19 protein-coding genes and 2 pseudogenes are annotated in these 23304 nt (G+C 41.9%); 9 read left to right on the forward strand and 12 right to left on the reverse strand.

Annotated elements, in window-relative coordinates; genetic code table 11:
• Nucleotides 1-12: 12 nt before the first annotated feature.
• The 5 genes from JMX89_RS08770 to JMX89_RS08790 all read left to right on the forward strand — a co-directional run bounded on the left by JMX89_RS08770 (nucleotide 13) and on the right by JMX89_RS08790 (nucleotide 8386).
• Nucleotides 13-3366 (forward strand): type I restriction endonuclease subunit R, encoded by a 3354-nt coding sequence (locus JMX89_RS08770; protein WP_201551386.1) that lies wholly within the window; start codon nucleotides 13-15, stop codon nucleotides 3364-3366.
• 6 nt (nucleotides 3367-3372) lie between these two features.
• A complete protein-coding gene (locus JMX89_RS08775; protein ID WP_201551388.1) occupies nucleotides 3373-4182 on the forward strand; it encodes a M48 family metallopeptidase in 810 nt (269 codons plus the stop codon).
• A 134-nt stretch (nucleotides 4183-4316) separates the two neighbouring features.
• Nucleotides 4317-5171: a patatin family protein gene (locus JMX89_RS08780; protein WP_198328257.1), complete on the forward strand. Its 855-nt coding sequence runs from the start codon at nucleotides 4317-4319 to the stop codon at nucleotides 5169-5171.
• Nucleotides 5172-5940: 769 nt separating this feature from the next.
• Entirely contained in the window at nucleotides 5941-7440 is a 1500-nt protein-coding gene (locus JMX89_RS08785; protein ID WP_058025518.1) for a SulP family inorganic anion transporter, read from the forward strand.
• Nucleotides 7441-7522: 82 nt separating this feature from the next.
• A complete protein-coding gene (locus JMX89_RS08790) occupies nucleotides 7523-8386 on the forward strand; it encodes a universal stress protein (protein ID WP_058025517.1) in 864 nt (287 codons plus the stop codon).
• A 210-nt stretch (nucleotides 8387-8596) separates the two neighbouring features.
• Here JMX89_RS08790 and JMX89_RS08795 read toward each other — a convergent pair whose 3' ends face one another.
• The 5 genes and pseudogenes from JMX89_RS08795 to JMX89_RS08810 form a co-directional block, all read right to left on the reverse strand.
• Nucleotides 8597-9907, reverse strand: coding sequence for an arsenic transporter (locus JMX89_RS08795; RefSeq protein WP_201551390.1), 1311 nt, complete (start codon nucleotides 9905-9907; stop codon nucleotides 8597-8599).
• A gap of 58 nt (nucleotides 9908-9965) precedes the next feature.
• Nucleotides 9966-10721, reverse strand: a complete 756-nt coding sequence (gene arsH, locus JMX89_RS08800) for an arsenical resistance protein ArsH (protein WP_227673065.1) — start codon at nucleotides 10719-10721, stop codon at nucleotides 9966-9968.
• A 51-nt stretch (nucleotides 10722-10772) separates the two neighbouring features.
• Nucleotides 10773-11105 (reverse strand): annotated as a pseudogene (arsC, locus tag JMX89_RS12815) (arsenate reductase (glutaredoxin)); the annotation flags it as partial.
• Nucleotides 11106-11157: 52 nt separating this feature from the next.
• On the reverse strand, nucleotides 11158-11517 hold the full coding sequence (locus JMX89_RS08805; protein WP_102076267.1) for an ArsR/SmtB family transcription factor: 360 nt from the start codon (nucleotides 11515-11517) through the stop codon (nucleotides 11158-11160).
• Nucleotides 11518-11617: 100 nt separating this feature from the next.
• A pseudogene (locus tag JMX89_RS08810) lies at nucleotides 11618-12178 on the reverse strand (FAD-dependent oxidoreductase); the annotation flags it as partial.
• Between the two features lie 36 nt (nucleotides 12179-12214).
• Here JMX89_RS08810 and JMX89_RS08815 point away from each other — a divergent pair.
• Nucleotides 12215-13210, forward strand: a complete 996-nt coding sequence (locus tag JMX89_RS08815; protein ID WP_201551394.1) for an ATP-binding protein — start codon at nucleotides 12215-12217, stop codon at nucleotides 13208-13210.
• A 339-nt stretch (nucleotides 13211-13549) separates the two neighbouring features.
• A complete protein-coding gene (locus tag JMX89_RS08820; RefSeq protein WP_144297485.1) occupies nucleotides 13550-13762 on the forward strand; it encodes a hypothetical protein in 213 nt (70 codons plus the stop codon).
• Between the two features lie 64 nt (nucleotides 13763-13826).
• On the opposite strand, the gene JMX89_RS08825 is transcribed toward JMX89_RS08820, so the two are convergent.
• From JMX89_RS08825 to JMX89_RS08850, 6 genes are all read right to left on the reverse strand, one after another.
• Nucleotides 13827-14087 (reverse strand): helix-turn-helix transcriptional regulator, encoded by a 261-nt coding sequence (locus JMX89_RS08825; protein ID WP_223808574.1) that lies wholly within the window; start codon nucleotides 14085-14087, stop codon nucleotides 13827-13829.
• 168 nt (nucleotides 14088-14255) lie between these two features.
• Complete coding sequence (locus tag JMX89_RS08830) at nucleotides 14256-15167, reverse strand: hydrolase or metal-binding protein (RefSeq protein WP_201551396.1); 912 nt, start codon at nucleotides 15165-15167, stop codon at nucleotides 14256-14258.
• Nucleotides 15168-15281: 114 nt separating this feature from the next.
• On the reverse strand, nucleotides 15282-16406 hold the full coding sequence (locus tag JMX89_RS08835) for a YqaJ viral recombinase family protein (protein WP_201551398.1): 1125 nt from the start codon (nucleotides 16404-16406) through the stop codon (nucleotides 15282-15284).
• Between the two features lie 103 nt (nucleotides 16407-16509).
• On the reverse strand, nucleotides 16510-17505 hold the full coding sequence (locus JMX89_RS08840) for a DUF932 domain-containing protein (RefSeq protein WP_201551400.1): 996 nt from the start codon (nucleotides 17503-17505) through the stop codon (nucleotides 16510-16512).
• Nucleotides 17506-17605: 100 nt separating this feature from the next.
• Nucleotides 17606-17893 (reverse strand): hypothetical protein, encoded by a 288-nt coding sequence (locus JMX89_RS08845; RefSeq protein WP_201551402.1) that lies wholly within the window; start codon nucleotides 17891-17893, stop codon nucleotides 17606-17608.
• Between the two features lie 129 nt (nucleotides 17894-18022).
• Nucleotides 18023-18937: an inovirus-type Gp2 protein gene (locus JMX89_RS08850; RefSeq protein ID WP_201551404.1), complete on the reverse strand. Its 915-nt coding sequence runs from the start codon at nucleotides 18935-18937 to the stop codon at nucleotides 18023-18025.
• 566 nt (nucleotides 18938-19503) lie between these two features.
• Between JMX89_RS08850 and JMX89_RS08855 the strand changes: the two genes are divergently transcribed.
• Nucleotides 19504-20727 carry a hypothetical protein gene (locus tag JMX89_RS08855; protein ID WP_060491984.1) on the forward strand — a complete coding sequence of 408 codons (1224 nt, stop codon included), beginning with the start codon at nucleotides 19504-19506 and terminating at the stop codon, nucleotides 20725-20727.
• 126 nt (nucleotides 20728-20853) lie between these two features.
• Here JMX89_RS08855 and JMX89_RS08860 read toward each other — a convergent pair whose 3' ends face one another.
• Nucleotides 20854-21555 carry an IS1 family transposase gene (locus JMX89_RS08860; protein ID WP_201551406.1) on the reverse strand — a complete coding sequence of 234 codons (702 nt, stop codon included), beginning with the start codon at nucleotides 21553-21555 and terminating at the stop codon, nucleotides 20854-20856.
• 198 nt (nucleotides 21556-21753) lie between these two features.
• Between JMX89_RS08860 and benE the strand changes: the two genes are divergently transcribed.
• Nucleotides 21754-22950, forward strand: coding sequence for a benzoate/H(+) symporter BenE (gene benE / locus JMX89_RS08865; RefSeq protein WP_201551408.1), 1197 nt, complete (start codon nucleotides 21754-21756; stop codon nucleotides 22948-22950).
• Nucleotides 22951-23304: the final 354 nt, after the last annotated feature.

Genomic DNA, 23304 nt, shown 5'->3' on the forward strand with positions numbered 1-23304 from the left:
AAGTTGGCAGATATGATCAACCCTAATTTTAATAAAAGCCTCAACTTCGCCGAAGAATTCAGCTCAAAAATTCCTGCCTTAACCTTACTTACTACACTCGGCTATGAGTTTATTCCACCTAACCAATGCAATGCCATGCGTAGCAATAAGCTGCTCGCTAATCAGGTGAATGCTAATAAAGCCACCAACCAAGTGGTGTTATTGCCCATCATGCGTGCGTTCTTAGCCAAGCAAACCTTTATGTTTGAAGGCACATCGCATCATTTATCCGACAGTGCCATTGATAAGATCATGCACGAGCTAAACCCAGCGATGAACTTAGGCTTGCAACTCGCCAATGAAAAGCTCTATAACGCCATGCTCTATGGCGTGACGGTGACTGAGTTTATCGACGGTAAAAAAACCTCGCAAACCATCAGCTTGATAGATTGGAATCATATCGATAATAATAGCTTTCACTTTACCGAAGAGCTGGTAGTACAGAATGCTGAAGGGACAGGTAATATCATTCCTGATATCGTCTGCTTCATAAATGGTCTACCGTTGGCAGTGATTGAAGCCAAACGTCCTGACTCGAGTAGAGAGTGGCAATCAACCAACACGCAAGCCGTCTCCCAGCACATCCGTAATCAAGGCCAAAAACAAATCCCGCACCTGTTTGCCTATAGCCAGTTACTGCTAGCGGTAAATGGTAATGACGGTCTATATGCCACTTGCGGTACGCCTGAAAAGTTTTGGGCAAAATGGGTCGAAGAAGAGTTCTCTGAGCCTGAGTTTGCCCGTCTAAAAAATCAAGCGCTCAGTCCTGAGCAGATTGAGAATCTGTTTGCCCATCGTCCTGCCTTTATTAAAGATGAATATCAGTCATTGATTGATGGCGGTGATCTAGTCGTCACCGATCAAGACCGCTTAATTGTCAGCTTATTAAAGCCTGAGCGTTTGCTTGAGATGACGCGTATGTTTACCTTGTTTGATAAAAAGGCTGGCAAAATCGTTGCCCGTTATCAGCAAGTCTTTGGTATCAAAGCCCTGATTGAGCGTATTAGCACCTTTGACGAAAAGGGCAGTCGTGAGGGTGGAGTGATTTGGCATACTACAGGCAGTGGTAAATCTTTCACTATGGTGTTTTTCTCCAAGGCGCTCATTTGGTTAGAAGAGCTCGCGAAGTGCCGTGTTATTGTCGTCACTGACCGTGTTGATCTTGAAACTCAGCTTAGTAAAACCTTTGCTTCTGGTGGTGTGCTTAGTGATCGCGACAAAACGGATGCGATGGCAACTTCTGGTCGCCGTCTAGCGCAGCAGATTGGGCAGGGTAATGAGCGGGTTATTTTCTCAATTATTAATAAGTTTGGTTCAGCCGTTAAATATGATGAGTGCTATAACGACAGCCCCAATATCATCGTCATGGTCGATGAAGGTCACCGTAGCCAAAATGGTGAGAACAATATCCGTATGGCGCAAGCCTTGCCAAACGCTGCCTTTATTGCCTTTACGGGTACGCCATTACTAAAAGATGATAAGACTGAGAATAAATTCGGCAGCATCATTCACTCCTACACCATGCAGCAAGCGGTTAAAGACAAAACCGTCACGCCATTACTATATGAAGAGCGTATCCCTGAGCTTAATACCAATGATCAAGCCATAGATAGCTGGTTTGACCGTATTACCCAAAAGCTCACTGATGATCAAAAGAGTGACCTCAAACGTAAGTTCTCCCAAAAAGGTCAAATCTATCAGGTTGAGGGACGTATCGAGCTGATCGCTCATGACATCTCTGATCACTTCCAAAACTTTAAACAGCAGCATCTAAAAGGTCAGTTGGCTTGTGACTCTAAAGCCTCAGCTATTCGCTATAAAATGGCATTAGATAAGATTGGCAAAGTGACCTCAGTGGTCGCTATGTCACCACCTGATACCCGTGAAGGGCATGACACTGTCGATGGCGAATCAAAAGACATCGTACAAAGATGGTGGCAAGATAATGTCGCCGCAGACTTCGGCGGTGATGAAAAAGCGTATACCAAAGCCATCATAGAAGCCTTTAGTCAGGACGATGGTCCTGACATTATGATCGTCGTTGATAAGCTATTAACGGGCTTTGATGAGCCAAAGAACACCGTTTTATATATTGATAAGCCTTTAAAGCAGCATAACCTCATTCAAGCCATTGCACGGGTGAACCGCTTGCATGAGAAGAAACGTTTTGGTTATCTGATTGATTATCGTGGCATCCTAAAAGAGCTGGATATCACCATTGAGAAATATCAAGACTTAGCGGAACGTACGCAAGGTGGCTTTGATATCGAAGACCTCAAAGGTCTGTATAACGCCATGGATACTGAGTACAAGCAGCTGCCAAGACTACATAGCGAGCTGTGGGCTATCTTTTCATCGGTAAAAAACAAACAGGATGGGCAAGCGCTAAGGCAAGTGCTAGCACCTAAGATGCAGGATATCGATGGCAGAGTAGTCGATACCAAGCTTAAAGAACGTGATGACTTTTATGCGGCTTTGACCGAGTTTTCTAACGCCATGAAGATTGCGCTGCAATCAGCATCTTTCTTTGCAGATAAATCATTTGATAGCAAGCGTGATCGCTACAAAGCCGATCTAAAAGCCTTTATCAATCTACGTAAGCAAGTCCGTGAAGATGCTGATGAAACCATCGACTATGATGAGTATGAAGCGGATATTCGTAGCTTACTTGATAAGCACATTGCAGGGCTTGAGGTTAAAGAGGCGAAAGGGGCTTACTTGGTCGGCAATTTAGGCAAGGATGTTAAGCCCGAAGCGCTCAGTGATGATGAAGCACGCAACCAAACCGATAAAATTACAGGTCGTGTGACTAAGATGATTGAGCAAGATTTGGCTGATGATCCGTATGCGCAAGAGTACTTCTCTAAGCTCCTAAAAAAAGCCATTGAAGAAGCTAAAGCGATGTTCGATGCACCCGTGAAGCAGTACATGATGTTTGCTGACTTTGAGCAGGCCGTCAAAGACCGCGATGTTGCTGATGTACCGAATGAATTTATCGATGACAATGGCAAATTAAATAAACATGCTCAGGCTTATTTTGGTTTGTTTAAGCATTTATTTGACGCTGATTTCTTAGCGGATAAAGAGCTAGATAATGACAAGCTGGTCGCTTACGCCTTTGAGATTGATGAAGTAGTCAAAACGAATGTGGCGGAATATTCCATCAATGCCAGTGAAATTGAAAATGCGATTAATAGACGATTATTGCCAATGCTGTTTGCTGACTTGGGTATTGATAAAGCGCAACAGCTCATTGAAGAGGTGCTAAAGATTACCCGACTTGGGCTGTCGAGAGAGACAAGTAGCCCACGAGCAGCAAGAGGGTAGTAGGCAATGACTGAGACAGGCAACTTTTATTATGGTGAAGATAAGATCCATTATGAAGTCGTGCGTAAAGACACAAAAAATAAATCTAGAAGCGATACGCTTATTAACGAAAAGAGCAAACCTCGCAAAGTGGTCATCAAGGTACATCCTGATCAGCGTGTAGTCGCCACAGCGCCTGTTGATGCCAGTGACGAGATAATACATGACGCCATGATGAAGCGTGCTCGCTGGATATGGCAAAGCCTACAAGAATTTGCAAAGCAACAAGATCACGTATTGCCTAAACGTTATATCAGTGGTGAGACCCAGTTTTATCTGGGTCGTCGTTATGTGTTAAAAGTGATAACCGATGCAAAAACTAACGATGTGATAAACAGTACGGTGAAGCTCAGTCGCGGTAAGTTACATGTAGAATTGTCTCAAAATGATTCTGAATTAGACGCTGAAAAACGAGCGATTCTCGTGAAAAGCTTGATTGATAAATGGTATAAAGATAAATTTACGTCGGTCTCTAGAGAGAGGCTTGAGGCCTTGATACATAAGGCCTCATGGGTAAAAAATAATCCTTCATTGAAGTTAATAGTAATGAAAAAACAATGGGGAAGCTGCTCAAATAAAGGTAATTTAATCCTCAATCCGCACTTAGTCAAAGCACCAAAAGAATGCATTGATTATGTGATATTGCATGAGCTGTGTCATATAGCTGAGTACAACCACAGTGAGCGCTTCTGGCGACTAATGACGCAGGTGATGCCGAATTGGGAAGAGGTGAAGGCGAGGCTCGACGGGATGGCTGAGCTTTATTTGAATGAGTAAAATTTGGAGCTAGGTAGTTTAAGATGGTTCTTTGGAAAAGTATCAGCCTCCGATATACTCGAGGCGCTTCACTTAATTACTCTATGTAATGGTTAAGTTAAAAAGGTAGTATTTACAAGAATTCGAGGTTTTCAATGCTTAAACAACATCGACAAGCACTTGTAGTTGAAGGTGGTGGAATGCGTGGCGCATTTACCAGTGGTGTTTTAGACGCATTTTTACAACAACAATTTAATCCTTTTGATCTTTGTGTGGGGGTGTCCTCAGGCTCAACGAACGTTGCTAACTATTTAGCTGCGCAACAAGGTCGCACCCTGCAGATTTACTTAGATCATTCACTTCGACCTGAATTTATCCATTATGGTCGTTTCCTTAAAGGTGGGGACTTACTGGATCTAAAGTGGATGTGGGACGTGGTGGAACAAGAGCATCCACTAAATCAGGCACAATTATTTGCCAGTCATGCTGAGTTTTACATGGTGCTAACACACGCTATTTCAGGTGAAGCTAACTATATTAAAGCCTGTAAAGACAATATTTTGGATGGATTAAGAGCATCAAGTTCTATACCAGTGCTGACTCGTCAAGCGGTCGAGATATTTGGCGAACCTTATTTCGATGGTGGTGTAGCTGATGCTTTGCCTGTGCATTGGGCCGCTCAACAAGATCGTGTTGCTAAGCTAATGGTGATCCGTACTCGTCCTCACAATTACTATAAAGCAGGTCGCAAGGGCGATCAGCTGTTGGCTAAATATTTTTCTAAGCAACGATATGGTTTTGCCCAAAGCTTATTAACACGAACCCAACGTTATAATGATGCGGTGCAATTTTTACATTCTGCATCACCACAGAAGTTTTTAGAAGTTTGCCCACCCGACTTGAAAAATATGGCGGGTCGATTATCTAAAGATAAAGCTAAAATTCGTTATAGCTATGATGTAGGACTAGAAACTGGGTACAAAGCGATTGAAGATTGGCATAAACTTTAATGATAATTCCGTTAATAAATCAGAATGCTTAAAATTAGACATTAACTGTTAAATAGTGCAGCTTAATTCTATTGGATAAGTATCTTATGGTTGAGATACTTGCCGGTCAGGAGACCATTCCAGATTCTGTGTAACTGTCATTTAGCTTATAGCAATACTTACACACTTTTCAGGAAAGTCTCCTAGTGAGGACTTGATCCTTTGTCTGTGTGCTATATGCACTAGTAAATCAAGATATTAAAATTATGAGAATGTACTCCGTTGTGTACATGCAGTGACTTTTTATAGGTATATTGAGTTATTTTTGATTTCTATAAGTACTGTTATGGGAGTAATAGCCAAATATTTTTATTGACTGGTGCTATGTATGTTAGAATTACGAGAAATATTACTCCTTTAATCTATAAAAGTCGTTTACTACAAAGATGAATACGCCACCCTAGTTGTACCCCTCCTCAGTAAATGATTGCTCCCTATAGCAATTACTCTTTCATAGAGCGTCTTACGCTTTTTCCTGTGCACACGCACTGCTTTAATGTTTGTATCTATAATCGATTTATCTATCGAGTCATTAAGAGCAAGCTATTAAAGGCAAGTTATGACAATAACGCGCTAAATACGATGGTTCACATTTTTATATCTATTTTTTGATAGGCATTATGCCTAGCTAGAAATGTGTCAGACCTTTTATTTTGGATATCTCCTATCTCTTAGCTCAGATATCGCGATTATTGACAGACTAAAGCAGTTCATAAAAACTGAGTTAAACATGTTAACTACTATTAAAGAACATTGGTTATCCAATGTTAGAGGCGATGTCCTAGCTGGTATGGTTGTCGCTCTAGCCCTTATCCCTGAAGCCATTGCTTTTTCGATCATTGCCGGTGTTGATCCCCAAGTTGGATTGTACGCCTCATTTTGTATTGCCGTAGTGATTGCTTTCGTTGGCGGACGTCCGGCGATGATTTCAGCCGCAACCGGCGCGATGGCATTACTCATGGTCACGCTGGTGAGAGAGCATGGTTTGCAGTATTTGCTAGCAGCCAGTGTCTTGACAGGGGTGATACAGATTATCTTTGGCTTTTTGAAGCTGGGTAATTTGATGAAGTACGTTTCGCAATCTGTCATCCTTGGCTTTATCAATGCCTTGGCTATTTTGATTTTTATGTCACAGATTCCGGAGCTTATGCCGCAAGCAGGCTCAAATCTAGTCCACGTCTATGGTCTGGTGGCGCTGGGCTTAATCATTATCTATGGTTATCCGTACATTCCCAAAATCGGTAAGATGATTCCTTCACCGCTGGTCAGTATTGTATTGGTGACAGCGATCGCTATTTTCTTAGGTGCAGAAGCACGTACCATCAACGATATGGGACAACTGCCGGATACCTTGCCGATATTTTTGCTACCTGATATTCCTCTGAATCTAGACACCTTGCTGATTATTTTGCCGTATTCCATCAGTCTTGCGATCGTCGGTTTGCTTGAGTCTATGATGACTATGACCATTGTGGATGACTTGACCGATACCAAAGGTGATCGTACCCAAGAATGCAAGGGGCAAGGTATTGCCAATATCGTCAGTGGCTTTTTCGGTGGTATGGCAGGCTGTGCGATGATTGGTCAATCTATCATCAATGTAAAATCAGGAGGTTTCACACGTCTATCGTCATTAGTGGCGGGTGTATTTTTATTACTTCTCGTTGTATTTTTAAGTGATTGGTTAAAGATTATTCCAATGGCAGCATTAGTGGCTGTAATGATTATGGTTGCCATAGGTACGTTTAACTGGGGTTCTTTTAAGGAGCTTAAGACCAAGCCGCTGCAAAGTAACATCGTTATGATTACCACCGTTGCTGTGGTAGTTGCGACTCATAACTTAGCATATGGCGTATTAATTGGTGTGCTGTTATCAGCTCTATTCTTTGCCAGTAAAATCGAACGCTATATGAGCGTGCATACGCAATTAGATGAAGCAGAACGAACGCGTTATTATCAAGTGGATGGTCAAGTGTTCTTTTCATCATCAGAGCGCTTGATTGAGTCGTTCGATGTGAAAGAGTCTATAACCAAGGTCGTCATTGATGTATCAAAAGCGCATTTCTGGGATGTGACAGCCGTTGCCGCGATTGATCGGGTGATTATTAAGTTTCGCCGTGAAGGTACTGAGGTTGAACTAATCGGTCTGAATGAAGCAAGCCAAGCGATGATAGAAAAATTCGGCGTTCATGACAAACCTGACGCTGAGCAGAGTTTGGGCGCTCATTAATAGTATTTACTAATAATAGTGTCCATAAAGCCTATTCGTTTTAGTGACATGGACACTTCAAATTGAAATTTAAGGACAAATTATGAACACAGAACAGCATATTTTAGCGTGTATCGATGGTTCAGCCGTAACGGAGTCAGTTTGTGATTATGCAGCATGGTATGCGAGCCGATTGAATCTACCAGTAGGCTTACTACATGTCAGTGACGTTCCTGCTTCAAACAGACGCGATTTATCAGGCGCAATAGGCATTAATAGTCGTCAGTTTCTGCTAGAAGAACTTACGCAGCTGGACGAGCAAAGAGCAAAAGTCGCGAATAGCTATAGTAATGCTTTGGTGAAAGATGCAAAAAGCCACATTCAAAGTAGCTTTAATGGCGTGGATGTGAAAATCTATCAACGTCACGGCAAACTGCTGCCAGCGATTGAGCACTTCAATAGCAAAAATCGTGTCATCGTTATGGGACGACGCGGCGAAGATCACAAAGACAGCCGAATCAATATCGGTAGTCAAATCGAAACTGTGGCGCGCGCTTCCAGCGTGCCAGTGTTGATTTGCTCAGAGAAGTTTAAAACGCCCAATTCTTATATGATAGCATTTGATGGCAGTAAAACAGCCATTAAAGCCGTTGATATGATTGCGAAAAGTCCACTGTTAAAAGGTCTGCAAGGGCATATCGTCATGATAGGTAATGATGATGCGACCTCCAAACACAGTTTAGTAATGGCTACCGAGAAATTAACAACTTCAGGCTTTACAGTAGAAGCGCATCATTTAACTGCCTCTGATGCTGTTGATGGATTATTGGCTTTTCAGCAGCAAAATGCGGTCGATATTATTGTCATTGGTGCTTATGGCCATTCTAAATTCCAACAGCTATTTGTTGGCAGTACTACGACAAAGATCATTGCTAAGACGCTGTCGCCAGTCATTTTGATTCGCTAAGATATCAAACAATCACTTTGGCAAATCATTGCACCCATGATAGGCACTAAATTCACTTAATTAGAATCGTTACTGATCTGATTAAGTGGGTTCTATTTTTTTAATAGTATTAAGCATATATGTTTTGGGCATATCCATAAGGAACCAATTAGGTACCTTCACTGATTCGGTTCCCTATACAGGCACCGTACTATAAGAATGACCGCTTACTTAAATACTGGGTAACATAGGCAACCAAAATACTAAAGCTAAAAGCGTTACGAGTAGTACTGGCGGTGTTATGAATAAGCCAATCTTCATATACTGACCCCAGCTGATTTTATAATCCTTTTCCGCCAGTACATGTAGCCATAATAATGTTGCTAAACTTCCAATTGGGGTGAATTTTGGCCCTAAATCATTACCAATAACATTGGCATAAATCATCAACTCACGCGTTGCAGTGGGAACTTGGGCGCTATCAATCGCCAGCGCTCCTATGAGGGTTGACGGCATATTATTCATGACTGAGGCGACGATAGCTGATAGAAAGCCTGTTCCGACCGTCGCAATGACGTTACCTTGCTGTCCTAACCAGTTTAGTATTTGCGCGCCATATGCCGTGAGTCCTGCGTTACCCAAGCCATAAACCACTAAATACATACCGATTGAAAACAACACGATTTGCCATGGCGCTTTGCGTAGGACATGGGTCACAGAAAATTTGGTATCACGACCGCCTTGCCACCAGCGGCCTGCGATTGCTATTAGCACTAGTGCTGCGATACTAGTCACCAACGAAATCACTAGTCCCAATGACTCAGTGGCAAAATAAGCGATGAGTAATAAGGCCAATACTGGGAAGGCCGCTCGGAAAACCAAAGGGTCTTTGATAGCAGATTGCGGTGAGCTTAGACTATCCATTGAATAATGCTTCGGAATATGTCGCGCATAGACAAGCCATAATACCAGTAGCGTTGAGATAACAGATACGATATTCACTGGCACCATGACTGCTGCATAGCGACCAAAACCAATATCAAAATAATTAGCGCTAACGATGTTGACTAGATTAGACGTTACTAATGGCAGACTTGCGGTATCGGCAATAAAGCCAGTAGCGATGATAAAGGCTAAAGCTGATTTGGGTGCAAAATCAAGGCGCAGCAAAATGGCAATGACAATAGGAGTAAGCAATAACGCCGCCCCATCATTAGCAAAAAAGGCAGCAATGAATGCGCCTAAAATAACAATCATGGGAAACAGTCGCCGACCTTGACCATTACCTAATCTTGCAACATGCAATGCTGCCCAGCCAAAAAATCCAGCCTCATCTAATATCAATGAGATGATGATAAGCGCGACAAAGGTAAAGGTGGCATCCCAGACGATATTCCAGACGATAGCCACATCTGATAATTGCACCACCCCTAGAAGCAGGGCAACTACTGCGCCGCCCATTGCACTCCAACCGATACCCAGTCCTTTTGGCTGCCATATGACTAAAGTCAAAGTGACAATAAAAATCGCTAATGCGAGCATAAAGGTGCCTTAATAAAACAATGGTATTAGAGAAGGTTAACGTTAGATACGCTTGAGTTTAGAGTGATTTTTGATTTACACGCTGTGATACTTCCTCACGACTTTCCACCCGTTCAGAATAACGATCGGTTAGATAAGTGGAGCGACCACGTGTGAGCCACGTAAACTTCACTAATTCCTCACACACATCAACGATACGCTGATATAAAGGCGAATTAAGCATACGATTATTGTCATCAAACTCTAAAAAAGCTTTCGGAACAGACGACTGATTGGGTATGGTAATCATACGCATCCAGCGCCCCAAGATACGCAGCTGATTGACGGTATTAAAGCTCTGACTGCCGCCACTGACTTGCATTACTGCCAGCGTCTTGCCTTGAGTCGGTCGAACGCCACCTAATGACAGTGGAATCCAATCAATCTGCGCTTTCATGATGCTAGTGATACTGCCATGGCGCTCAGGGCTAACCCATAGCATGCCCTCAGACCACGCTGCTAGCTCACGTAACTCTTGTACTTTCGGATGATTAGCATCAGTACTATCAGGCAATGGTAAACCCGTAGGATCAAAGGTACGCACCTCGCAACCATACCAACGCAATATCCGACTCGCTTCTTCACTTGCTAATTTAGAAAACGAGCGTTCACGTAAAGAGCCGTAGAGCACCAATATTCTTGGTGGATGACGGGGATCATTTGCACCAATCAAAGCATCAATATCAATCGGTTGCAGCTCTACTGCATCTATATTTGGTAAGTCAGTTAAATCGACAAAGGGATCTAGACTGTTGTCTTTAGTAGATTGGACGATTTCGCCATCTTCTTTGGTAAAACGACTCACTGGATGGTGCAATAGCTCAAATACCCGCTCTGAAGGTCGGCATAATGCTGCGCCTTTATCAGTCACCACAATAGGACGGTTTATCAAAATAGGATGCGCCATCATTGCATCAATAAGCTTATCATCAGACAATACAAGGTCGTCTAAACCTAACTCATCATAAGGCGTACCTTTACGGCGTAGAAGCTCACGCGGTGAAAGTTTCATCAAGCCTAACAGCTCAATCAAATATTCACGAGTAGGCGGTGTTTTGAGGTATTCAATGACGTTCGGTTGCTCGCCTGAAGCCTTCATGATGGCCAAGGTATTGCGAGACGTACCACAATTAGGGTTGTGAAAAATGATAGGTGTCATAACGACCTTTTTATAGTGTTAGAAGGGTTTGTATTCTTAAAAGAATAGTAGCTTAGCTGTTGGGTTTGTCGGATGGGTTGATATCGCAGGCACTCAAGCTGTCCAAAAGAGAGCCACATAACTCTGGGTGACCTGCACAGCAGTCTTTTAACAAGAATTGAATGACATCTTCGACATGCGTAAGAGACGCACGATAAATAATCTGGCGGCTTTGTCGTTGTGAGCTTACCCATCCTGCCCGGGCAAGCACGGCTAAATGAGCCGACATCGTATTATGTGGCACACCAAGATTGCGAGCGATTTCACCAGCAGGCAGACCATCAGGCTCATGACTAACCAAAAGTCTAAAAGCTTTTAATCGAGTTTCTTGAGAGAGCGCAGCAAAGCTGGCAGTAGCATTTATTATTTCCATAAGTCCAATAATATAGACATATAAGAATAAATCAAGATATTTTATGAGGTCTTCATAAACTGGCTTTCTCAAGCTATAACTGTCTAAATCGAGTTGAGTATTAAGAAACCCCTTGCACAAAATCAATCAAAGCGGGAGTATTTTCTCTAGCACTACGTCCAGCACCAATTAAAGTAGCTGAACCTGGACTTGCCCAATCGCCATAGCCAAATAGCCATAAACGAGGCTCTTTTATAGATTGGCCTTGTTTTACTTCTACCTTACCGTCATCCTCTAGCACACCCAAATTGGCTATATGGTCAAGCTCTGGTTTGAACCCAGTGCACCAGATCACCGCATCGATTTGTTCCTCACGTCCATCGTTCCACACGACACCTTGCTCAGTAAATCGGCTAAACATAGACACCGCTTTTAAAATACCTTTATCACGAGCCGCTTTCACTGGAGGCACCATAACAATGTCACCAATTCCGCCCACCGGTGCATCTCCATTATTACCCATAATCCGAGCCGTAGCTCTCTCAAATAATACGCGACCATCGACATCATCTGCTAAAAATAATGGCGGCTCACGCGTGACCCAGCTTACATCGGCAACCTCAGCTAGCTCAGCATAAATTTGCGCGCCAGAATTGCCGCCACCGACTACCAGTATCCGCTTGTAACTATCCCCTAAACTAACAAAGCGATTATTTTATTGGGACGTTATGAATCCACGTATTTTTTAAGTCCAGCGCAAGCACATATCACTTGGATTCTAAAGGGCGTTGATGGTATTGAAAAAGACTATGAGCATTTTTCGCCACCATTTTTGTTAGCCTTGGACGAGGTGTATAACAAAATTCGCAATCTAAATTACCGCTACATGCCTGCTGGTACGTTGTTCCCTGAAGAGGTGCAGCAGTACGACCTCTATATCATCCGTGAAGCATTAAGTAATGCCATTGGTCATCAAGACTATCGTCTGGGTGGACGTATTATGGTGGTTGAAAAAGAAGACTCAACACTAATTTTTCAAAACAGTGGTGAGTTTATTCCTAAGACAATTGAGAACGTCTTGCTACAAGATGCGCCTGAAGCGAGCTATCGTAATCCATTTTTGGTCAATGCCATGGTTAGTCTAAATATGATGGACACCATTGGTAGCGGCATCAAAAAAATGTATCAGATTCAGTACAAGCGATTTTTTCCTTTACCAGATTATGATTTAACCCATGAAAGAGTACGCGTAAAATTCACAGGTAAAGTGCTTGATCAAGAGTATGCCAAGCAGCTAGCGACAGTCGATAATCTCGCATTAAACGATATTATAGCGCTTGATAAAGTACAAAAAGGACAAGCGATCACTGAAAACGAAGCAGAAGCAGAAGCACTACGCAAAAAGTCATTGATTGAAGGACGCAAAAATAGCTATATCATCGCTGCTGATGTTGCTCGGTATACCGAGCAGCAAGCGGAGTATATGCAAATGCGTGGTTTGGATGACATGCATTATCAAAGCTTGATTATGGAGTATCTTAAAACGTTTGAGCGAGGTAGGCTAGGTGACTTTGATAAGATGCTGGCTAATAAATTACCGCAAGTACTAAATGATAAACAGCGTAAAAACAAGGTACGTAATCTATTACAAAAAATGCGCCGAGATGGTTTAGTCGTTTCGGAGGGTTGGTCTTGGTCTCTTCCAAATAGCTAAGGATAGCTAAAAACAGCTAAGCCTAGCTAGGTTTAGCTAGGTTTAGCTATTTAAAGTGTTTTAAAAAGAGCCTAGTAGCTGTCTGAGTCTGACGTTTTGCCAGTGATCGATTTATTTGTAAATAAATCTATTCATGATGTGCCTTTCTATATTGTCTATATAGAAGTAATGAGTTTTGATCAGCTAGTAAAAATTGTTGCAGAGAGAAAAAGTGGTTTTGTCTCTTAGTTAAGAATACCTAGTTTATTAAGCATGAAATTAGTACAAAAAAAAAGACTTGAAATAGTTATTTAGTCGCCTAATACTAATCACTCTAACATTTAGTATAAGGAAGGTACGATGGATAGTCCATACGGTGATGATCATATAGAAAATATTGTTGACTTTGATAAGCTTACATTAGAAGACCAACAGCTTGAAGATGAAGAGCTTACACCAGAAGAGCAACAGCTTGAAGATGATATTACTGAACAAATGGCAAAGCAGGGTTTAGCGCACGATGACTTTGAAGGTGACGTGCCTGTTGGGGCTTTCATTGATATAAATCGATAAGTTGCTCTGATGCTATTAAAGAAAAAAATAAGCTGCGTAACGCAGCTTATTTTTTTATAGCGTATCAATGAACTCGAGTCGCTATCTTACTTTCAATCCACTTAGCAACTTCGCTTTCGACCCATGCCACACGTCCCTTGGTTAGCTTAACCTGAACGGGGAAGGTGGGATCGTGACGGTCTGATCTTTTATCGAGCATGTCGTAAATCGTAGTGCTGCTAAGCCCTGTATAATGTACGACTTGCTTTAGCGGTAGCATGCGAGGTATTTGCGGCATGCTTCGTGTTGATACGTTTTGTTGAGTGCCTGTGTTTAAAATTTCCATGAATATCTCCTTATTAGTTAATGAGAGCTTTCTCTCTCATACAGTTAGGGAGTCCTATATTTTTTTACGGCTTCCTATACAGTCCGACCGTTCGCCTTAGTTAACCCAATAAAAAAAGGAGCAGAATGAATCCGCTCCTTCTTATATCAACTGCTTATTTTCATAGAGTTAGCTAACTGCTGTTACGCTTTGCCGTAGTCCTTGCTCAATGCTAGTCACGTTACGGGTTACTAAATTATTCTGATAGTTTCCTTGCTGATCACTACTGACATCATCTGTATCTACTGGATAAAACTCTTCCACCACATCAGACATCTCATCACCATCCACTTCAAAGCAAGAATTGGAATAACCTGTTTTAGCGGCGTCATCCAACGCGATTTGATCGAAGCCATATTCGCTAAGCTCACTATCAATGGCCTTAGCTTGTTGTACCGCATCTTTTAATGTCACCCCATCGCGTAGCGTTAAATCGACAAAGTAGATTGGCGTGCGATAGCTTTGCGTCGTGCTTTTACCTCTCAAGGTTAATTGCAGTGGCAAACACGACAGCTTATTGCCTGATACTGCTGCAAAGTAACTTAGCCGTGCTGCAAGTGTGCGAATACTATTAAAGCCTGTGGTGCGAAAGATAAACGTTCCCAGCTCATCGTCCTCAGACAGATTGACGTACAGTCTGCCATATGGCTTACAAGCACCGCCTTGCGCTAATGGACAACTATCAGGTGATGGGCATGGCAGTGTTTCCACACCATTATTGGTTCGGCGCTGACACTGCTCACCGTCACCGACACAGAGTGGTCTGCCCGTTTGCCGATCAAATAGCGTGTACTCAGCTCGTAGGTTTAATTCAGGATCATTGAATAACATACGAACGGGAATTTGTCTGAGCTTGCCTTCGTTATTTGCGCGTAGCTTTTCGTCTAGTGGATGATTGATCCAGCCGTCTTTATTCTGCACTTGGCTGGTGATGGTGAATTGATCGTCTTTAGCAGGAAGACGTTTGCCGTCTTTTTGAATGACACGTCCAATACTAATGCGACCTAATACTGGTGGAGTAATCGTTAGACCTTTAATCATGGTGATATCCCTTATGTGTTTTAGTTAGCCATAAAAAGCCCACCGATTAGGGTGGGCTGTTATGTGCTTACTTTAATTGATTGTCTTTGATTGGTTGATGAATGTATTGATGGCTTAATCGTTTAAGACCACAAAGCGTCTGCTACCTTGACGGGTTTTGCTAAACTTCGTAAGTAGCTCAGGATGGGCTTTGATAACTGCTTTGCTATCAAGACTCACACTGTCTTTGGAGCGTTTCCATGAAATTGCCCCTTTCTCGAATATGGCCACCTCATGATCGGCAATTAGTGTTTGCAGCTGGTGCTTAACCTGATCATGGCGCTGCTCTAACTCTTGCATATAGTCACGATAACTCAGCAGTTGCTCAAATAACTTATTGGCACCATCATCATCTCGCAAATCAACCTTGCTTGAGGGCTTAGGCGTTGGATAAAGCAGCTTTAAGGCTTTGGCAGCTGACTCGCTATGATCAGGGGTTGGCGGCGTGTCTGTTTCCACGTATTGCCAGAATAGTCGCTCGTGCTCAATGATGCTTTCAATCAAACGCTCATCACGCTCAACCTTGTATATCTTGGCTTCATGTCCACAAAGCAGCACACAGATATGCGCCGCAGTTTTACCAGTGACCGCCAGCTGATGTTGCACTTGGCAAGTAACATACAAGGGCACGCCATGCTTCCAAAGCTTAGCACCATGTTCACCAGCGGTTTTACATTCCAGTATTTGTACTTCGTGACTACCAGTAATGGCATAGTCTAAATTTGCTAGCATGAATGGCTGCTCAGGATGCTGCAAGATAGCATTCACGCGCCGCACCTTATTACCGGTATTTTCTTGATAGTATTTAGCCACCATCGGCTCCAAGGTATTACCCCAGTACAGTGGCGAATATCCCTCGATGCTCTCATCGATGCTTGATTCCATGCGTCCTGTCTTAATCATCCATAGCTCAAGCATGGACAGGTACGGGTGGATACCACAAGCGGCAGCAGCATCAGAACTGCCAATACCTTGCTTGCGAAATTGCAGCCAGTCTTCACGACTTAGGTTATTGGTATTGACCAAACGTTTAGCAGAGATAACTTGATTAGCAGACGGCTTGATGGGTTTATTTTTCACTTTAGGCTTTGGCAACGCTTCGCTATTTTGCCGAGCATTTAATGAAGATTTACTCTTAACGGTGGCACGCTTAAGTCTTGGATGAGTGATTGTTGTATTGTTTAATGCGATCATGTTCATGATGAATTCCTTCGTTAAATTTATTATTGGTTAAATAAACGGCATAAAAAAACCACGCTCAAAGGCGTGGTTGATTTATTGAGTAACTACAGTAATTAAGAGATTAAGCAATTAAGCGCAGCGCTTCATCAAGGCTCTTATCTTTGAGCTTCGCCCCTGCACCAAACCAAGCTGAGTCTAGACGATGATCCTGCGACATAGCACGGCGTTCATGATCTACAAACTCCGTCATCGCAGACAGTAAGCCATAAGCCGTGTCTTTAGCAGAGTCTAAATCTGCACCGCGACCTTGTCCATTGAACATAGTCATCACTTGATTCATAGCGCGAGCATTAGGAACCGCTTCTTTCTCCTTCTTAGCCGTATTAAACAGGATGAGGCCATCATCTTTGACATCGTTAAACACCCGGTTTAAGTAATTGGCGGCTTCTGCTTGCGTCACTCGTCTATTGGTGAGCTGCTTCATCTCATAATTAAAGTTATCCCACTGACTGACAGATACGCCTAATTGCCGTTTTACCTTCTGGGCATCAAAGGTGGTGCTATGCGGTACTTTCACCACACCGCCACTGCCATTAGCCAGGCTAATCGCTAAGGTGTTATTACACACCACACGAATATTGGTGAACTGTGCTGTGGTGGCAAGTGTGCCATCACAAGCGGTTGCTAGCAGCAGATAGCCATGACTGACATCACCGCCACGTAATGTTGCTGATTGACCAGTTCGAGCCAATGCCCAGAACTTACGACCACCTTTTAAAACCCCTGCGGTTTCTAGCTCAAAGTCTGCTTGTTCCGTGAGATCACGATAAAACTCTAAGATCTCACTGGGTTGTACTTCTTGATAGCGCTGACTGACCACTGATAACGGTTCTAAGGTATCGCTACGATAGAGCACCTTATTGGCGTCAAAAGGCATGATGAGGTTTTGACCTTTATCATTGGTTGCCATGTAGCTAACATCGGATGACTCAATACGCCAATCCATACCAGCCTCACGGGCCCAGACTTCAATAGGCTGCTTGGGAGATAGCTCGTTGCCAAGACCGTGCCAAGGGGTGTCACCGACGTACGCCATAGATTCGAGTAAATGTGCCATGAGAATATTCCTTTTATTGTTGAATAAAATAAGTGGTTTGATTGATTTCATGCTTTGCTACATGAGTCATTGAAGGTTTCAATAAATGAGCATGTTAGAGTCAGACGCTAAAGGTGTGCTGACAGGTACGGCATAAATAGCGCGGCAGGATAGCCGCTCTGAGTAATGGCGGTTGCATCAGTCTTTGTTGTGCCAGATTAATGACGGTGGCAATGGCGCTGCCTGCGACCATGCCAATCATGGGATTGATCTTGTAGTACTTGCAGACGCTCACACCAAGACCGACGAATAGCTTTGGTGAGCACAGATGCTCTGTTATTCCTTGCGTACTGGTCTCTATATTTTCGATGACATGAGAAGAGTGACAATTGGGACAGATGGGTTTCATAGGATCTCCTTGATAATGGCGCATAAAAAGGCCTGCTATAAAGCAGACCTTGATGACACGTTTAGGGGTAGATTGATGAGGCAACGATGACATCGGTGCTCATCTCATGGGGATGCTATATATCTGTAATTATTTTGCTATGGGTGGTAGTCCACGGCGTTTGGCTGTGCGAAATGTGCCGTGTCCAAAGGTACGCATGCCTGACACCTTTACCTTTAAATATTGGTCCACCTTCTCAGGTTTAGTTAAATACAGTGCAGTACGTAAAGCATTTTCAACTTCAATAGGGTTGTTTTGATGAATCATGCCGATACCTAATTTACCGTTTCGTTCATAATCCTGCTTAGTTTTTTTATCGTGGTAGTTATAGTACTCACCTAAACCCCCAGTCACCATTTTCCATTTCTCACCTACCTCACGAGCCAAGTACCAATCATTTTGTATTTTGGAACCGTCGTACATCAGCAATAAATGACAGTGCAATCCGCCCTCAACACCACCTTGTTCAAGAGCCCATGCATAGCCCTGACGATGCTCAAAGCATGTTTTCTTATTACCGATAAGATCTCGGAATTTACTTATGTGATAGTCAAAATCTTCAATAGATACATGGTGGCTGGTTTCTTTTACATATTTTAGGTCGATACGTATAAAGAGCAGTCGTGAGTAATGATTAATCAGGCTGTGTACATAGTTCTTTAATTCCCTTTTATTGTGCGATTCTTGATAAATGAACGCCTGACGTTCATTATCAATATCATTTTTATAGCATGACAGTATTTTGATAAAACGCTGTGTTTTATCATGGTTCCAAATCACGTTTTCTGGATAGGTATCACCAACGATCGTTTGAGTACTATTTAAAAATGCCAGAGCTGGCTGTGTATAAAACAACTCAGTATTGAGATGATTCATGAACGGGTAATACAACCCGTTCAGTTTATCCATAGTCTCATTAAAGCTGATGGTGTTCGCTAGTATCTCCGTAACCAGATTATGAACATTAGCGACAACTAGCGGTTGGTTGAAATGTGAATACGGCATGGTAGTGCTCCTATGAAATTGGTTTCATAGGGTGAGGTCAGTCTGTATTTTTATAATATTAACTGCTGAGAGTTGCGCTCTCAGCACTAGAATAAATGATAGTGGTATTCTTAATAATATAAATAACCCACTAAGGATGAGCTGCCAAAGAGCAGCTTTTTGCTTGTGTGCTTGATGTTTTTTTATCGGAGCAGATGCAGTATTGCTGTCTGCGTTAGAGTTTCGATTAGGATGGAGTTAGCTGACTGGGGTTGTCAAAACGTATCATATATTGTTCTTGCTTAGTGATGAAATCATCCATTCAATGAAACGTAGATAGTACTAAACGAAGTATTTATATTGGGCCAAAATTATGCAAACTTATTGCTAGAACGAAACTTATATACAAGGTATAGTCAAAGCAGAAATATGAAAGACTAAATGCAGTCTATTTTAAGCTAAAAAAGAGCATAGGACTGCTCACGCCCCTATATTAGGGAGTTTCTATGTAGTAAATACATAGTTTTTTCCTACTAAAAGAGACTATATACCCACTTTTTAAGAGTTTTTTTGAAGGTATTTTTGCTATGACATATAATAATAACTCAGATTATAATGATGGAAACTTGGTTCAGACTGCTGACCAGTATCACGACAATTCCGAAATATCGGCTGAGAAAAGTGGAGATATTACTACGGCTTTAACAGCTACATCTGATAATAATGGGGTTTTAATAGAAGTGGATAATCAGCCATTTACTAGTTTAAATCAAGAAGTGCTAAATCAAGCTAATGCATATCATCAGGCCCAACAACATAAATTTAATACCGACTTGTATTTTTACCATGCAAAGCAAAACTGGAAAAACTTAGAGGATTTTTATAACACGATTGGACGTTTTAATGAAGACGATTGCAAGAGCTTGGTATTTGCACACAATATGTATTGGGGGAATTTACCAGCTAATATCGAATTTGATAAGGGAGCCTTCAAATCCACTTTGATCAGCATATTCAAGTCTCAGCCATATCCAATTCCATACTTTCACGACCTAATGCAATTTAAAATTAATAACCAGCTGCCAGATAGCTCATTGAACTGGATCAAAGATGACCTCCGTAACGCTCTGCATATTGCTTATTTAGTTCAAAGTATTTTTTACAATAAAACCATAGTTGGAGGTAATGAGTTAATTGTACACATTTTAAATTACTTAAAATATGAGACCATTAATTTCAACTATACCCCACTCACCTTACCGTATTATGCAAACCCCGTAGACGTAAACACTCATCCGTTGATAGGCGTTATTGAAACAGTTAAGTCCAACTATTTTAGAAACCGCACTGGTAGAGAAATTAAGTGGCTTAAGGGTGATGATAGCGAACAAATTGAATGGGCTTATAACTATCTGAGCTCAGAAAAAAGAGACCACCTCATACTTCAGAATGCTTTCATACCCTCCTCTCTAGAAGACAAGTATAATTTAATATTAGCAAGTCTTGATGTCTTATCAAATGCAGAATATACCTATGAGGTTTTTACTCAAGACATAGACGTGAATGACCCAACAGTTGATCTTGAGTCAATACCAGAAATATCACATAGAACTAAAATTATAGAGAACATGAAAGATGCATGGAGTAAAATCTCGGCGAGCAACAAGAACGAAGATTTAAGTGAAGTCAGGATATATAAGAAAAATCAAGATCAATTGGATTCTATCATCAAAGCTAAAGGAACGACTGCCAACAAGGTTATAAGTCAAATCATTGAAAATGAATATAAAAAAGTTTTCAACAAAGACTAGGTGGTTTAGTAGGGAAAGCCACTCGATTTGATGTAATTATTAAGTGTTTGATCTAATGTTTTGAATGGCTAACTTTATAAAAAAATTATCAAATTATTCGGTGGTGTTCTAAAAAGTATGCTGGCATCAGACATAGCCATAATTGACATAGAAGAATACCAAATCAAACACCTTAAAGTGGTTATTAAACTTCTTTGAGAAGCAGCAGGTCTTTCGAACGGCTCGTTTTAGTCGGTGTCTAAGACGGCAGTTATTACCTTCTATGCCTACCGTATGCTGCTTGCCGATTTGTTTCTTGTCAGGCTTGAATGCGGTTATAAAGCTATCCCAGTTATCCATGCTAATAGAACCATAGCTGACTTTCAGCTGTTTAAGACGGGCTCTTAGCTTCTTAGCTGTTTTCAAGTCACGTTTGCCCCAAACATAAGCAACAATCTCATTGGTAGCGCGGTCATAAGCATAAATAAGCCAAACTTTACGCTTTTTGCGATACACGTAAGTCCAAAACTCATCAACCTCTAAGCGTTCATAATAGCGCTTCTTAGGCGCAATCTTATAGACCGATGAGCCTATGGTGCTAAGGACTTTACCAATACTAATAGAGGCTATAACGGCTATGTCTCTGACGCCGCAACCTCTAACCGTCATTAGCCGTATGATGTCTTCTATTTTAGAGTGACAGCCATGATAAGTTAAGGCATGGTCGCCAATGAATTGACGTTTGCAGTCCTTGCACTGGTAGTTCTGCTTGCCATAGCTTTTTTTGCCGTGTATCGAAAAACTGGGACTGTGACAATCGGGGCAATCGATCTGTATTTGTGTCTTCATAACCTCAAATATATCATCTTGCTCTGGCTGTCACTCCTCCTTTTATTTCCTCAGCATACTTTCTGATACACCACCAATATTTTATGCTTATTCTTTGGGTTTTAGCATGATGTTAAAGGATTTCTCCTAGAACACGCGCAATCTCAAATTTATTATCAATATAATAAATTGATAATATAGAGTTTGTAGGAACGTAAAATGGTAACTGTAATACGAGACTTAAAAAAAGACTGGTCACTTTCAGCGTCTGTTGCCGGCTTTTTAGCGGTACTCATTGCTTACGCTGGGCCGCTGGTCATTTTCTTTCAAGCAGCACAAGCAGCGCAAGTATCAGAAGCCATGATGGCATCTTGGATTTGGGGGATATCGATAGGCACAGCGATCCCTGGTATTTATCTTTCTATTAAGTATAAAGCGCCAGTGGTTACCGCTTGGTCTGCTCCAGGAACGGTTCTACTCGTGACGTTATTTCCACAGATGAGTGTCAATGAGGCGGTTGCGGCCTATATTATCTCAGCCATCGTCATTTTTATTGTCGGCGCGACAGGCTATTTTGATAAGGTTTTAAAGTGGATTCCTAACAGTATTGCTGCTGGTATGATGGCAGGTATTCTATTTCAGTTCGGCTTAGCCTTATTCGTCGCCACTGACACCATGCCATTTATTATCTTTAGTATGTTGGGCTGTTACTTATTAACCAAACGCTTGTCACCGCGATATACGATGATTTGGGTGCTCCTATGTGGCGTCCTCTTAAGTTTACTATTCGGCAAGATGAATCCTGTCGATATTAATTTTACGATGACCATACCTATGGTTATTTGGCCAGAATGGTCATGGAACTCAATGTTTAACCTTGCCATTCCTCTTATTTTAGTGAGCTTAAGCGGGCAGTTTTTACCTGGCATGGCTATCTTGAATTTAAATGGCTACGATACTCCGGCGAAACCTATTGTCATGGCCTCTAGCATTGCTTCGTTATCAGTTGCTTGTGTGGGCGGTATTACTATTACACTAGCAGCAATCACGGCCGCATTATGTACGGGAAAAGATGCGCATGAGCTCAAAGAGAAGCGTTATATCGCTGGTGTCGCTAATGGTGTTTTTTACTTATTAGGGGGCTTGTTTGCTGGTAGTATTGTGCTGGTGTTTAACTTATTACCTAAAGAGCTGATTGCCGCTCTAGCTGGTCTGGCGCTAATGGGTGCTATCTCAGCCAATATATCCGTCGCTATGAAAGAGGATAACCAAAGAGAACCGGCACTAATCACCTTTTTAGCCACGGCATCTGGCATGCAGTTTTTGGGATTGAGTTCAGTATTTTGGGGCATTTGTATCGGTATGATTGCTCACTATGTATTGACTAAAAAAAGCCATCAGACAGTTACTGTATAACTGGTTGTAGATGTGAGGTGAAGTAAGTCAAAAACCTATACAAACAAAGCCCACGATATGTACTGCTGATATCTAAACTTACAGACTCCTAGAACAAATAAAATATAGCTGAATATTTGGGTTCTAAGCACGGAACCACTATTATTTTCATAACGATGCCTATGGTAAATAAAAACAATATTATCTACTATCCAAAGGCTCATTGCATATACACAACGAAGTACACTTCGGCTATTTCAAGTAATTCAATCATTAATACTATTAGCATACAGCCAAAGGTTCTAGGGCGTGTCATCAATTAGCATAGATATTTCAGAATAAGCTATACTTAGATCGTATTTAGGAATTTGAGCT

Source organism: Psychrobacter sp. DD43 (genome assembly GCF_904846555.1).
GTDB classification, from domain to species: domain Bacteria; phylum Pseudomonadota; class Gammaproteobacteria; order Pseudomonadales; family Moraxellaceae; genus Psychrobacter; species Psychrobacter cryohalolentis.